The organism is Sphingobacterium micropteri (genome assembly GCF_014692515.1).
Classification (GTDB): Bacteria; Bacteroidota; Bacteroidia; order Sphingobacteriales; family Sphingobacteriaceae; genus Sphingobacterium; species Sphingobacterium micropteri.
The window spans coordinates 84983-99132 of sequence record NZ_JACOIK010000002.1 but is presented as its reverse complement, the minus strand read 5'-3'; the positions used below and the strand labels follow the sequence as shown (position 1 = coordinate 99132).

The following is a 14150-nucleotide window of genomic DNA, read 5'->3' as shown; positions in this document are numbered from 1 at the left end:
AAATATCTTTCATCTGTAAATAATTCATCCTTTTAGGTGATGAAGCTATCAAATTGATTCATACCACACAGGTATGAATCAATGTTGATGGTTTCATAAGTAGATGTTGCTACAAACATAGACAACCCGAGTTCCTAGTTCCCCACCCATGTGGGTGGTTTTTTGCTGGTTAGCCAAAACTACCCACATGGGTGGGAAATCTTCCCTTCTCTCTTTCTTAATTTGCAACTGATTTAACTACCGAATCAAAATCAGATGAAAAACAAAAGACATTATACCATGAAAAATCCATTACTAATCTTATGCATCTCCCTATCCACACTGCTCATCAGCTGCGGCAAAAACGACAACCTTCCATTAACTATTAATCAAACAGAAGTAACCCTGCGTTATGACGGCACGTTTGATTTCTCTATCCGAAATGTCTCCGACGTGGAATGGTCGTCCAGTGATGAATTTGTGGGCGTAGTAGGTAGCGACGGTAAGTTTGAAGCCCGTCATATCGGAAAAACAACTATTACCGGGAAAGCACTCGGCGAGTTTGTTACCGCACAAGTGGTAGTAGAACCGATTGTTGTGGAAGTTGTCGAGCCCTATATAGAGTTTGGGAAAGCCCTACCCGACGTGAAAGATTTCGAAAAAAGACAACTGCTCCATGAAGCCTCAAACGTACTCGTCTATACGGAAGCGTCTGACTACACGTTAGGTGCGCGGTATATTTTCGAGGATAACCTCTTAACTTCGGCTCGTTTGGTGTGGAACGATGCCCGAATAGAAGAAGCCAAAATCTTTTATGCCGAACGATACGAATTTTTCGGTTCTGGTAATAACGTCCGACATTATACGGATAGATCCAATCGTATGCTTATCAGCGTTACGAACGACAGTAATCAAGGTTTTTTCGCTAGTTATTCCAAAAACACGTCTAAATAGCTCGTCTATTTATACTTCAAAATAAGTTCTGCGCGGCTCGACACCTGCAGTTTCTGGTAGATATTACGAATATGATATTTTACCGTATCCACGCTGACAAATAGCTGCGTAGCGACCTCCTTATAAGATGCACCCTGCTGCAGCATCGTCATAATTTCAATTTCGCGTGGTGTCAGCTGGGCCGTCTTCTCATACTGGCTCTTGCCCGCCACGGGATTGAAATGGTCAAACACCAGCCGCGCTACCTGCGGACTCATGACCGATCCGCCCGAGAGTACCTCCAACAGATGCTCTTCCATCTGCGGTAGCGGCGTGCTTTTTAGCAGATAGCCCGATGCTCCCGCACGCAGTGCCTGAAACACCGCATCTTTGTTTTCAAATACCGTAAACATCACCACCTGCACTTCCGGCATCCGTCTTTTGATATACCAGGTTGTCTCGATGCCCGATTTGCCGGGAAGACCAATATCACTTAGTACAATATCCAGCGTTTCACTCTTCCAGGCATCGGTAAATTCTTCGAATGAACACGCTGTAATGCGCAAGTCGAACGATGCGCTAGCCTCGAAAAAAAGCTTTAACGTTGCCAACACCGGTTCCCGGTCTTCCACGATAGCCAAACGATATTTATTTTTCATCATTATCCATTCATTTTTGCGTACGTTATAGCCCTGACTTCATCGCTGCGCAGGCCCAACCGGAACATATGCTGAAACAACCAGCAGCTGAGTATCAGGTAAAAGAAGCTAATCGTCGTCAATTGATCCATATTCTGCATAATGAAGCTGCTCTGCGTCGAATTGGACAATAAACTCACTACCATTCCTCCTTGCAGCAGGAGCTGCCCCGAATACACCAGACTAAAATACACGACATTTCGCCGAACAGCAACAGAAATGGACGAGAATTCCATATCGTGTACATAGACTAGTCTCCACTGTGCTATCAGGTAGATAAAGGCCATGAAAAACTTAGCGATATAATGCCACTTCTGATCGATATAGCCGTATCCATGCCTTACACCCAGCTGCATATCATATACCACTCTTTCCAGCAATGCCCTTTTCTCTTCTATGGAAGCCATGGCATAGGGGATAGCGTCCATTATCCCAAAGATAAAGGGCAGCAGATGCAACCACGCATATCGGGACCATCTGAGCCGCGGAAAGAGGGAAAATAAAACGAAAAAATAGGCACAAGGCGCGATGAGGTAGTAAAAGCCAATGCCCTTGTTATACCATTCCGGTACCGCCCGAATGAAGCCCGTGAAAATGAGCGCATAGGTAAACGCGTGCCAGAAAGACGCTATAGCGAGCACGGTTATCAACAGGACGCGCCGATCCTTAAAACGGATGGTATAATAGAAAAACCCTATAATGGCAACGACCGATAGCGACAACCCCAGCAACGCAAAGAACATACCCCAGCTTTGCCACTCCTCCTGCCGGATCCCAAATTCCGCTATAAAATCTGTCATATTCTCCATATTAGATTCCGTAAATTCACCTTTAACTGCACCGTATATAGGTCGTTATCCTGCGTAACAACCAAGTCCGCGTTCATTTGCCGCGCTCTCGTTTCCATATTGCGTGTTCCCTGGCCCTTTCTACGCGTATTTTCCGGCACCGGCTGTTTTACCCCATTATTACGGACATCCATCAGCAGCTCTTTCGTATTCATCCGTACGGTGATCGAGACCCATTCAGGCTCCGCGTGTTTCACGATATTATGTAAGATCTCCTTAAATAACAGATAGGTATTCTGTCGCACAATTTGTGGGATTTCGCGATCCGTTTTGGTATCGCTATCAAAAAGCACCCGGATTCCCTTCGGTTCCAACATCTGAAAGGCGAGATACTCCATACGCTCCTGCAGACTCCCCTGATAGTTATTGCGCACATCGATCGCCCAAATGATATCGTCCATCATTTGCACCGCCTCGCGGCTGTATTTTCCGATGGATGCCGCACTGGACTGTTTATCCTGCACCACATCCATCGACAGGAGGTCTGCCTGCATCGATATACCCGTTAAGAGGCCTCCCACTTCATCGTGGAGATCGCGGGAAATCTGCTTGCGTAATGCCTTTTCATCTTTCATTCTTTTCGCACGTTGCAGGATAACAAAGGTCACGAGCCCCGCAATACTCAACAATACCAAGGCATAGAAACCCTGTGTTTCAAAAAACGCCGGCTGTTTGATCAGCAGCCACGTCCAGGTTTTTTCAAAACCACCATTCGTCGACCATGTCCTGACATGCACCCGGTACTCGCCCGGGCGCAGCCCCACCAAGGTAATCTGACCAGACGAAGCCATTGGCTGGAATCCATCCATGAGCGGATCAATTTTATACGACACCTGATAGCTATGTCTATAATCGTTCGGGCGTGCAAAATCCAGGTTAAACGTCAAGGCATCCTCCGGCAAGAGAATGGTATCACGCAACGCATCCGCGGCATAATAATGCAGATACCGGTTCTCCTTCAAGCCGATATTCAGCGCGGCAATCCGAGGCTCCGGCACGGTCATATCCTGTTCGGCCGCATTCAGCAGATCGCGGGGATCGAAGAACACATAACCACCTATTCCGCCCATAAATAAGCGTTGCGCTGCCGTATCATAGAAGATCGCCTGATGATTAAACTCTTCAAAGGGCAGACCGTCGTTCGTCCGGTAGTTAAAAATACGGTTACCGGTTACCAGCGAGAGTCCCCGATGCGTGCCGGCAAACAACGTTCCATCAAACGCAAACAACTGATACACCGTATTGCTGCCCAATCCCTGTTGTGCATCGATGCTTCGGCTTCCCGAATCCGTTAAAACGACAATGCCCCGTCCTTTGGTGGCCAGGTATTCCTTTCCGCCATCCGTCAGGTGATCGTAAATCATTAATTGTTGTTCCCCCTGCGGGTAACGTTTGTTATTGCGCCGCCCATCGAACACAAAATAGCCCCCTTCGGTAGAATACGTTAGTCTGCCGTTTCGATAGCGGATCGATAGAATTCGCTTTCTATCACTAAAAAAAGCACCGGCATCATCTAGCAAGGGGGCAACCCGGTTTGTTGCTATATCATATTGCCATATCCCGTTCGAGGTACCGACTAGCAGCGTCCCCTCCTTATAGGGCGTCAAGCAATAGCCCAAATCGGAGAATTTATGCGCATCCTGCCGGGGTACGGTCGGTTGAAATACCGTCAACCGGCCATCCACCATCCGACCCAGAAAACCACTTTCCAAGGCTAGGTAGGTGGTATCCGGATGCTGCATATACATCGCATAGTAATTTTTTTCGGGCGCCTTTCTATAGGCCGATACACTCCCCTGCAGCGGCATATGATGGAGAAATCCATACCCTCCGAAATAATAGTGATCGTTTTGCCGAAACATGCCTCTAGCGCTTCCATAGCCGATATATTCAAATGGAAACAACGAAGGAAACACCGCATACAAGCCTTCATCCGTCGCCAGCAGCCATTCATCGCCAAACCTTCGCCAAGCATTCAGCCGTTTGTACAGCACATGTTCCGCCAGGCGATGGAAGCCCCTCTTCTGCACGTTGAGCGCCGTATCCCGGGATAGTTCGAGGTATTCACCGTGATTGTTGAATAGCATGACCCGGTCATCCTCCACAAAGCCCCAATGATTCCAGTTGGTGAAATCGTTATCATGCGCACTCCGTATGGCCGTCAGTCGGAAACCACCATCATAGAGATAGTAGCCATCCCGGTAATTCCGGATAAGCACGCCACCCTTCACCGGCAGCAGATCCTCAATACAATCGTCTATTTTTACGGGAATGGCCGTCGTACGACAGGCTTCGGTATGGCGGTCGTAGGCGTACAGCGTGCCTCCCGCAGCCAGCCAAATACAATCCGCATCAACGGCAAACAAATGGCCTACGGTATGTCGTCCTTTGCGCTTGTCTGCCACAAAAGAGAATAAAAAAGTTTTGCTATCCCGACTGATCTGCCAGACCTCGCCGTTTTCGGTCGCCACCCAAAAGCCCTTATCGGTTTGGGCGAATGCCAGCGCCTTTCGCTCCGTTAATATCTCGGCAAAATCCTCGTTAAAGCAAAAACGCCACGTACGCAGATCAAAGATCAAGATCCCATTTCTGGTATTCAGCCATATACGCCCCCAAGGATCAATGGCCAAGGTTTGCACCTCATCAAAAGGTAATTTTTCGTCGTACAGCTTTGAAAAAGGAATAACATGCACCCCATCATAACGATACAGCTCTCCCCCAGATACCAACCATATCGATCCAAAAGGATCCTTTTCCGCTACGCTGAACATCACGTGCTGGTCGTCTACGCCCTTCAGCACCTGCACATGACGGTACGGTAGCTCCGCGCGAAGGACTGCAAAGCCGCAAAGCGTTAGCCATACGCCTAAAATAAGGTGTTTGCTGTAGGCGGTTAGGTAGTTCATAGGAAACCGATGTATTTATGCCGCCAAAGGTAAAAATTTATTCTTAAATCACAGGCGTAGCGCGGGCGAATAAATTATACTAAACCAAAAAAAAGCTCCCGGAAAACGAATTCCGAGAGCTTCTTTGTTGCTTATTTAATATTATCGCTGTCCTCTGCCGTAAACCCCTCGAGCAATTATGACTGCGATAATGCTTAACCCACCCAATCCCCAAAACCACCAGGGAGTGCTGTACCGGGTTCGCGATTCATCCTCCCGTGTCTGCGTGGCTATTTCCGTCCGCTTCTGCTCGAGCGAGTCAACCTCGACCTGCAATTGCTGCAGGCCGATTCGACTTTCATGGGTATGGAGCTGCCCTCCCTTGCTAAACAATCCGTAATCGGGATGAAAAGACAGCATACTGTCCGTAGCAAAATACCACACGCGGTTTTGGCTATCTTTTTCGATAAGCTCGAAACCGTAGCGAATGCCCCTACGGCTTTCGGACAAACTGCTCCAGCTATTTTCCAACCGTGTTTTCTCGCGCGATGAACGGCAGGAGGCCAAGCTTATGATCATGAATGAAATGAGTATATGTTTCATTGTTAATTATTTTATTCCCATCCGTAATCCAATTCGATAGCGCATGAACCGTTGATAGATGTCTTCTTTTTGACAGCACCCTGTTCTCTACATTCCCTTCGACCGTAAGGATATAGTTTCGTTCCATACGCCACACCAGCCCTACGTGGTTGATCCGCTTCGCACTACGGCTATAGATACCAAATATGTCGGCAGGTTTTACCTGCGTACTTATTTTCAGATCGGCACAGGCACCACCCCTACAATATGTCCTTGCATTGGGAAACAGTGCCGGGCTCCAAGGGTTGCGGGGTTCGGCGAAACCTGCCTGCCCATAGCACCAGGAGACAAACGCTGCGCACCAGGCATGCCCCTTGCCTAAGCCGGTGTAGGCCAGATACGCCTCCACACGCCCCCCATCGTTATTGCCGGTGGCCTCCCGTACCCCAATCTCGGCTGCAGCGATTTCAATAATCCGCGAACGCCTCAGACGGTCACCAACTTCTTGGTGCAAAGAAGTTTGCGTGTTTACAGTACGATCGACAGCATCCAGATGGCTGCATACAGCAATAAAAAGAATACCGAGAAATAAAGGATACATTGTTGCCATGATGTTAGTTGTTCAAGGTGATAGAAGAGCTTTTTACGGAAGAACTTGAAAGGCTGCCAGAGGATTTCCTGTAGCCAAAGACTGCAGAACACGGCTGCCATTCCGCCAAGCAATCCCATCAACAGTACCGATAGGATACCGATATCCAGTACTGCTGCCGTCGGATCGATGACCTGCAATATGGTGCCGGCAAAAATAAACATGCCCGCGAGTGCAAGCATTGTCAACCCTATCTTGTGTTTTACCGAAAGTTCCAAGGCTATATCGTCGATAAGCCAAGGTGCTTTTGTCTCTATTGATTTCATCTGTTTATTTTTTTGTTTTTTATCTGTTAGAAGTTAAGGGCACCCGGGTTGGGTGCCCTTGTTTAACTAAGAGATCGTGATTTCCCCTAGATAAAAACTACCTGAAGTTTTCACACCATCGCGGTGACCTGTGAATACCCAACCAACCATCCGGTCTCCTTCGTATACATCAGGTACCGTAAATGTTAGGGCGCCATCTTCCCGTGTGGCAGATTCCAATACATTGAAAAAGGATTTTTCGATGTTGTACACCAATAAAATCACGGAGTCGTCCGTAAACGCATTGAATCGATTGACTTCCGGCACCCAGCTTACTTCCAGATTTTTTGGACTTGTTTCGGTCCAAGCTACCCCAATAAGATTGGCCAGACTCCCCCGCGCGATAACTACAGCTTCATAATTGAGCGTATAGTTTGGATATTCCCCCATAATGCCGTGATTAATCAAATGTTGGAGCGCTTTGTTATAACCTGTACATTTTCCCTGCTGTTTATCTGAATAACCTAAATTCACGAGGTCAGTAATAGGAGACAAAAAAGAAACAGCCCGTGCAAATCGTGCTCGTTGCGCCAATTGATCTGCCGTAGCCGGCTTTTTACTCGGTTTGGGCAATGAACGGACATAATCTACATTACGCCAGTTGCTTCCAATTACATTTCCAACTTTGCCGGAATAGGCTCCGGTAATACCTTTTAAAAACTTTGCCATTTTCTTATTTTTTTAATTTTATTTAACCATCGGTCGGCATGCTCAACCGTTATTTCTGTGGTACCGAGTGCTAAAGTAGGGTGCTTTCCACACCCAAAAAATTAAAGGGACAATACGGGACAATGTGGGATATTATGGGATAAAGCGATACGCACAGTGCTATTCGGAAAGTATTCGACAGGTCTATAGGTTTTCTTCGAAGCTGGATCGGGATATCCGCGCTATTTCTTCGGGTGGGCTTCGGGTATTATTCGGGTGCTGTTCGGAAAATTCCGAACAGCACCCGAACAACTGTCGAGGGAGACTCGAAGCTGTCTCGAACATGTCTCGAAAGGCACCCGAACACCTGTCGAAGATCACCCGAACAAGATACGATCAAAATCCACCCCGGTTTCTATATCTTCGTTTTTCCAGTAGTGCGATAATCTCCTCTTTTCGATAATAGTGACGACCATTAACGATCGTGGGTGTCAGCCTGCCGGATTTAATCCAACGATAATAGGTGCTATGCCCAATCGTAAACAGGGTTTGCACGTCTTTTGCAGAAAGAAGCTGTATCTCTTCCTCTGCAGCCAACTGCTTTCGCAACAGTGTCAGCACTTTTTTATAGACTGCGTGTTTCGTTAGTAATATCTTCGCTACGGTTCTCGCCCGCCATTTCATATATTCTTTACTCTTTTTCATTTGTTATGTTTATTAATACATTTAATAATTCGATAATTTTTTATTGTCTTCCACATCAGCGACGTATCGTCCTTTAACGGCGTTTTCCGACAGCCAGTCCTTAAAGAGCTCATAGTCACCTGTTCTTCCCATTTTTACATTTTTCGCCGAGGTTCCTCTGATGCCGATTTCGTTCCCCTTCATAAATTCAAAGTGAGCCAACGATATCGCATAACTCCGGTGTACCCGGGCGAACCTTGCACGGGGTAGTAGGAGCAACACATCTTTTAGTACGTCATCAATTTCGTAATATTCACGCTGACTTACCCATATCCATGTTTTTTCATCTTTTGCCTCGAGGTACAGTATATCGTCGTAACGCAATTTTCGGTACAGTTTGCCCCGTTGGGTATACACCATCAGGCAGTCGTTATCTGAAGAGAGCATATTTAAGCTCAACCGATGCCATCTCTGCTTCACTTTTTTTACCGCGGTCGTATAGCGCTCAAAAAAAATCGGTTTAACTAAATAATCTGCAGCCTCATAATGAAAGCTGTCCACGGCAAAACGATCGTAGGCACTACATACAACGATGGCAATATCTGCGATTTTTGGATTATCTTCTGCAATTATTTTTAATTGTGCCAAAAATTCCATACCACTCAAACCCGGCATTTCCATATCCAAAAAGATCACGTGGATCTCGCTTTTTTTTAATACATCCATGCCCTTACGTGGATTCGTTGTCTGGCATACCAATTCCAAACCATCCGTTGCTTTAACATAATTTGCGATAAGCTTTAGCGCTACAGGATCGTCGTCGATTACGAGAACTTTCAACTTTTTAGTAATAATTTTCATGTTTGTCTATCTATCTGATTTAATACTCATTACTATACTCGATGGTCAATGTTGACCGAAATAGATCGCCATCCGTTTCATGATGCAAGGTTGCCTTTTCCCCATAATACAGCTGCAGTAACAGCTCCAGTTGATCTAACCCCGTTCCACCTTCTTTGTAGAGCCATGCCGAATGTCCCGCGACCTGGTTTTGCGTATAGACCTGCAATTTGTCAACCGTAGCGATTACGGTAAACACCGCAGGTAGGGCTCCCTCACCGAATTCACCATGTTTACACATATTTTTAAATAACCCGAGCAACATCATGGGTACAATTTGGTAGTCTTCCGTTTCTATGGCTAAATCCAATAGGATGGGTTCGTCGTCAAATAAGCCCGCTAATCTTGTCAAATCCTGAAGCTCTTCTACCAACGGCACCATCATATTTGTCCGCGTCATTAACCTCACGCAGCGGCTACTCAGTGCGAGATAGGCTTCAATTGATTTTCGCCGGATTGAAATGATCTGCAACATATGCTGAGCAATATTCCCCATAAAATGGGACAGCCATCTCTTCAATTCTGCTTGCCTCTGGTATGCTGCCATCTGGTCCCTTCGCTGCTCCGCCGTACATCTCTTCCACTTCAGTATGTTTACCGCTAACTCTGCCAATCCGAGGCCGATCCCTTTCCATGCAAACGACCAATAAAATGCCGTAAAATCTAAGAAATATAGCCAGACACCTTTGACCGCCGCTTCGGGCAGGACAAGCCGGATCAATGCTGTAGGCCAAACATATAGCGCTAGGTATAAGGCAAGGCCGACCGTCAGCACAGCAACTAGCATCCAGATAGTCGTTTTTTTGTTTAGTTTTCCGCGGCCTACGAGTTTACGAAGCCAATAGCGGTTAAGATAAATGATCCCCAGCATTAACGGTATAGCCAGCAGCAGCACTTTCCAGTAGCTAAGACCATGTAGGCTAATGTTTCCGTAGCTTACCCATCCAAAATAAAAAAACCAAATAACGATATGGACGGCCTTCGGAAAGGGTCGTAAAATATACACGTTTCTCATTCGAGTGATTCAATAGGTCGGACTGGTAAAAAAACGTAATTATTTGGAAAATACAAAGGCTACAATTGACTTTTTGTCGTCCTTTATTAAATTTTCACGACGATTCGCTTGATTTTGCTGCAGAGGTATTGATGTTCCGCTTCGGAGACAACAACCGTCTGGCCAGACTTTACATCGATTAATAAGTGTTCTTTTGGTGTCATAATCGGAACCCACCAAGCCTGCCCTTTTGCCATCACATTCTCCTTTTTTTTGCTACTCGCCATCACGCTATCAAAAAATGATGGTGCAAATTCCCATTGTAGCCATTCCTCAGCCGTAAGGTCATGTAACAGATCATAACAATATTGCATCAAGGATCGATATTGATTCGTTGTGACCGGGAGGAAATCCCATCGACTATGTATCTTGGGCATACCTTGAACCAGCGAAAACACAATAGGCCGTACCGTAGCACCCGTCCAACGGCTGAGCACTGCGATACCATAACGTACAGGAATCGGCATATCATGCAGGTTGACCATCGTCCAGCCTCTCGATGCCGTACCCCCCTCTTTGCCGTCGACGAAGCAGATCACATCCAATCCATCTGCCACGCTTCTTTTCAACTGTGTTAAACAGTCGGGGTCACCGCTACGGATAAACCGCAATTCCGAGTCGGCAGGTTGGCGACCGAATGTTTTCTGAAAATACAGTAAATACATATCTTGTTGCTCTTCAAAAACTTCATCTTTCAATAAGATCGCAACACCACGGTCTCTTAGCAGCAGTGTTCGGGGGATTAGCCCATACGGACCTATATGGAAGCAAGCCCATATACGCGGCTTTTTATCAACCGGGGGCCACTGTCTTACCAATTGCTCCAATAGTCGGGCATCATCTTTAAATCTTGATTGTTTATACCAGTTTTGATGCCGGGCAATCAGTTCGATAAGATGCGGATAGTCCTGTACTATGCCCCAGTGATAGAGCAACGTAACGAATCTTACACTGCTATTCCACGTAGGACCATCTCCACGCGTATGCGCCTCTTCTGAAAAAGAAAAGGATAATTTATGGTTATTCTTCATGTTAAAAAAGTGTAATAGGTTTAAATGACTAGCCTGTCGTTATAACAGGCTAGTTTGGCGATCTAGATGCCATTTATTAGTGGTATTCTACCTTAAATGTAGTAAAGAGTACATTTTCCGGTACCCCCCACTTGACTCAAAAGGCTAAAGCCTTCTCTCATGTCGAAAGTTTGGATACCGCTTGCGGCAATAGATTGGATTTCTAAAATAAACTGTTCCATTTCTATACGATTTATATTTGCACTGAGCATCTACTTTTCCTAAGCAGATCGCTTTGCTCCATGGCCATCGGAGTAGCGTGATCACGGTGTGAAATTGGTTGTTTCTTTTTGTTTAACGTAAAAAAACAATGAATAGCCACGTACAACCCATGAATAGCATTTTCGGAGCCCTCAATCCATTCACCCGCTCCGCGTAACCGTTCATACCCCTTTTAGATACCATTCATTATTTTTTTCTTCTAAGAGGATAATTTTTATTAGTCTAGCCGCACATGAACGGACGTATATACACATGAAGAAAAGCCTATTCCTTAACCTGGAACCACATTTTGGAATACCACGGAGCATATCCGTATCGGATATACCCGGTCCAACGATCCCGATACAGCAAGCTACCGTACGTTGCTATGATAACGGACAGGATTATGCCATCGAGCAGGAATTTGATGCCAAAGACTGCTACCTGTACAGTTACGACTTTTCCCTGCTAAAAAAACGGACTATTTCTGTCCAGGCGGACATGGCGGACCTACACGTGTTTTATCTCCTTCAAGGTGATGCAGCGGTCGCCCTGTGCAACGATACAGGCGAAATCTACACCGAGCTTCTACCAGAGCATGGCCGCTGCGCTTATTTGCCCGGCGGTCGGTATCAGCTCCAATTTGAGGCGGGAACCTATTGTCTTTTCGGCTTCTATTTTGACGGCGGCCTGTTCCGCGACGGTAACGAGCGCCCTTTCAGCTTTTTGCACGAAGTCATCGAAGCCTATCGGGCAAACCTTTCCGAACCTGTAGGGAGCATCGATTTCCCTGCCGGTGAGTACACGCTTAACCAGATCAGGCGCTTTTGCCAACATATCAAAAAGGGCGATATCGAAAATGAAAAGTTTGTCCTCCAGGAACTGATCCGCTTGTTGAAACTCGCAAAAGAAAAAATATATGATGCCTATGAACGTACCACCGATCCCGAATTGCTTATACAACGCTGCCGCGACCTGCTGGCGGGCCGTATTGCCAAGCACGGCAACGCGGTGCGCATCCGGGACGTCGCTGGGCAGCTGCATGTACGCCACGAGTACCTTAGCCGGTTGCACCAGCAATATTATCAGCAAAAATTGAACGACTACCGCGATGGTCTAGTTACGGAAAAAATAAGACAATTATTGGAAGAGCCTTATACCCTACTGGAAATCAGCGTACTGTGTGGATTTCCGGGTGTCCGCGAATTGAACCGTTTCTTTAAGCGGAAAACAGGGATGACGCCGGCGCAGTACCGACGGCGGTAGAAATTCACTATAAATATCCAATTAAATCATTATATTCATTTTATTAGCTCTTATAACTATGTGTCAAAAAATCGTCTACACTTATTATCGTTGGTACATTATCCTCGTTTTCATTATTGTTTGTGTCTTTTTTTCCTTGGGCAGTTTTTTACTCTACAGCACCTATAACGATCCATCTGCTACGGATCTGTTTTGGTTTGGTGGCGGTATGTTTGCCATCGTATTCATCGTATTTGGCCTGTACCTAACGGAAATTATCAGCTACCGCCTCGTTCCGGATCATGATAAGATTCTAGAATGGCGAAAAACATTACCTTTTGGCAAAAGTAAACTACGTTTTACGTTCACCCGCCAACATATAGACGACTCCTCAGCCACTACAAACGTCGACCTCCGTAATGGAAAATTCCAGCCCGCGCTTCATATTTCTATATTTTGCAATGGATTTGCCCCTGTAAAACATCGATTGGCTGAACGGGACCATTTCATAGCGCAGGGTGTGGGCCGCACGGACTATCCGACTGTTCCGTCTTTATCGATCTTTCGCAGGCATCAGCTACATTGCATTGCCCTCCTCTGGATAGTACCCAGCATACTGGCTTATATTACCCTGTTTCAATTCTGGGTACATCCGATTTTCAATTTTTTTGCCTATGTACTATTTGTCTCCATTATCTCCTATTTATGGTATACGTTTAGTAAACTGCCAAAAATCTATCTGTCGGACACGCTCGAAGTCGTGATGCGTCCTATACCCTTCGCTTTATTTCTTCTGACAGTGCTATTTTTACATTCTGTATTTTTAGAATTCAGCGTTTCAACCTCTATCCCGCTCGCCGTTGCCAGCTTTGTCCTGACGGTCATTCTCCATTGGCGTTACCGTCGTTTACTCTATAGCCATGCTTATTATATTACTTTTTTATGCCTGCCATTTGTGTTATTCGGTTTGCTCCACATGATCAACTGTGCGCCTACCGGAAAGTCTGCAGAATCTGTTCAGGTGCCGATATATGCAAAACACCATACGGATAGCTTTCCGCCTTTTTTCACTGTTGACATCGATATATGGGGGGATGGAAAGCCAACAGGTTTTGACATAAAAGGGTCGATTTACAATCGGGTTGAGGTGGGGGACACGCTTTCCTTTACTATTCATCGTGGTTTACTGGGTGTACGCTGGATCAAAAACCCTTCGACCATAGACGACTTGCTTATCCAAAAGACAAAGCCGTAATATCAACTTTTGCCCCTTACTGATGTCAACTTTTGCCTAACACACGCTTGATTATACCCTTTACTTTTGAAATGTAAACAAAGTAAAGGGATATAATCATGCGTACAAGACACCACAACAGAAAATTTGCGTTTTTCCCCGGCAGGCGGGTGAACAGAATTAATGCCTCAGCACTACGGATGCTATTTTGCGGCAAGGGCATGCCGTTTGGCCG

The 14150-nt window shown here is 46.0% G+C and carries 14 protein-coding genes; 3 read left to right on the top strand and 11 right to left on the bottom strand.

Annotation, left to right across the window (positions count from 1 at the left end; all coding sequences use genetic code 11):
• Nucleotides 1-255 precede the first annotated feature (255 nt).
• Nucleotides 256-933, top strand: coding sequence for an Ig-like domain-containing protein (locus H8B06_RS03030; RefSeq protein WP_190992804.1), 678 nt, complete (start codon nucleotides 256-258; stop codon nucleotides 931-933).
• A 5-nt stretch (nucleotides 934-938) separates the two neighbouring features.
• On the opposite strand, the gene H8B06_RS03025 is transcribed toward H8B06_RS03030, so the two are convergent.
• The 11 genes from H8B06_RS03025 to H8B06_RS02975 form a co-directional block, all read right to left on the bottom strand.
• A complete protein-coding gene (locus H8B06_RS03025; protein WP_190992803.1) occupies nucleotides 939-1574 on the bottom strand; it encodes a response regulator in 636 nt (211 codons plus the stop codon).
• Nucleotides 1574-2410 carry a hypothetical protein gene (locus tag H8B06_RS03020; protein WP_190992802.1) on the bottom strand — a complete coding sequence of 279 codons (837 nt, stop codon included), beginning with the start codon at nucleotides 2408-2410 and terminating at the stop codon, nucleotides 1574-1576. Before H8B06_RS03020 ends, H8B06_RS03025 begins: the two co-directional genes overlap by 1 nt.
• A complete protein-coding gene (locus tag H8B06_RS03015; RefSeq protein WP_190992801.1) occupies nucleotides 2407-5364 on the bottom strand; it encodes a sensor histidine kinase in 2958 nt (985 codons plus the stop codon). Before H8B06_RS03015 ends, H8B06_RS03020 begins: the two co-directional genes overlap by 4 nt.
• 141 nt (nucleotides 5365-5505) lie before the next feature.
• A complete protein-coding gene (locus H8B06_RS03010; protein ID WP_223857446.1) occupies nucleotides 5506-5874 on the bottom strand; it encodes a hypothetical protein in 369 nt (122 codons plus the stop codon).
• On the bottom strand, nucleotides 5864-6439 hold the full coding sequence (locus tag H8B06_RS03005) for a CHAP domain-containing protein (RefSeq protein ID WP_223857445.1): 576 nt from the start codon (nucleotides 6437-6439) through the stop codon (nucleotides 5864-5866). The genes H8B06_RS03010 and H8B06_RS03005 overlap by 11 nt, the downstream gene beginning before the upstream one ends.
• A gap of 14 nt (nucleotides 6440-6453) precedes the next feature.
• Entirely contained in the window at nucleotides 6454-6840 is a 387-nt protein-coding gene (locus tag H8B06_RS03000) for a hypothetical protein (protein WP_190992799.1), read from the bottom strand.
• 66 nt (nucleotides 6841-6906) lie between these two features.
• On the bottom strand, nucleotides 6907-7548 hold the full coding sequence (locus H8B06_RS02995) for a DUF6266 family protein (protein ID WP_190992798.1): 642 nt from the start codon (nucleotides 7546-7548) through the stop codon (nucleotides 6907-6909).
• A gap of 375 nt (nucleotides 7549-7923) precedes the next feature.
• Nucleotides 7924-8232 (bottom strand): helix-turn-helix domain-containing protein, encoded by a 309-nt coding sequence (locus H8B06_RS02990; RefSeq protein ID WP_190992797.1) that lies wholly within the window; start codon nucleotides 8230-8232, stop codon nucleotides 7924-7926.
• Nucleotides 8233-8253: 21 nt separating this feature from the next.
• On the bottom strand, nucleotides 8254-9072 hold the full coding sequence (locus tag H8B06_RS02985) for a LytR/AlgR family response regulator transcription factor (RefSeq protein WP_223857444.1): 819 nt from the start codon (nucleotides 9070-9072) through the stop codon (nucleotides 8254-8256).
• A gap of 19 nt (nucleotides 9073-9091) precedes the next feature.
• Entirely contained in the window at nucleotides 9092-10126 is a 1035-nt protein-coding gene (locus H8B06_RS02980; RefSeq protein ID WP_190992795.1) for a LytS family sensor histidine kinase, read from the bottom strand.
• A gap of 86 nt (nucleotides 10127-10212) precedes the next feature.
• Complete coding sequence (locus tag H8B06_RS02975) at nucleotides 10213-11196, bottom strand: hypothetical protein (RefSeq protein ID WP_190992794.1); 984 nt, start codon at nucleotides 11194-11196, stop codon at nucleotides 10213-10215.
• Nucleotides 11197-11709: 513 nt separating this feature from the next.
• Here H8B06_RS02975 and H8B06_RS02970 point away from each other — a divergent pair.
• Nucleotides 11710-12702 (top strand): helix-turn-helix transcriptional regulator, encoded by a 993-nt coding sequence (locus H8B06_RS02970; RefSeq protein WP_190992793.1) that lies wholly within the window; start codon nucleotides 11710-11712, stop codon nucleotides 12700-12702.
• Nucleotides 12703-12760: 58 nt separating this feature from the next.
• Nucleotides 12761-13936 (top strand): hypothetical protein, encoded by a 1176-nt coding sequence (locus H8B06_RS02965; RefSeq protein WP_190992792.1) that lies wholly within the window; start codon nucleotides 12761-12763, stop codon nucleotides 13934-13936.
• The last annotated feature ends 214 nt before the right edge of the window (nucleotides 13937-14150 follow it).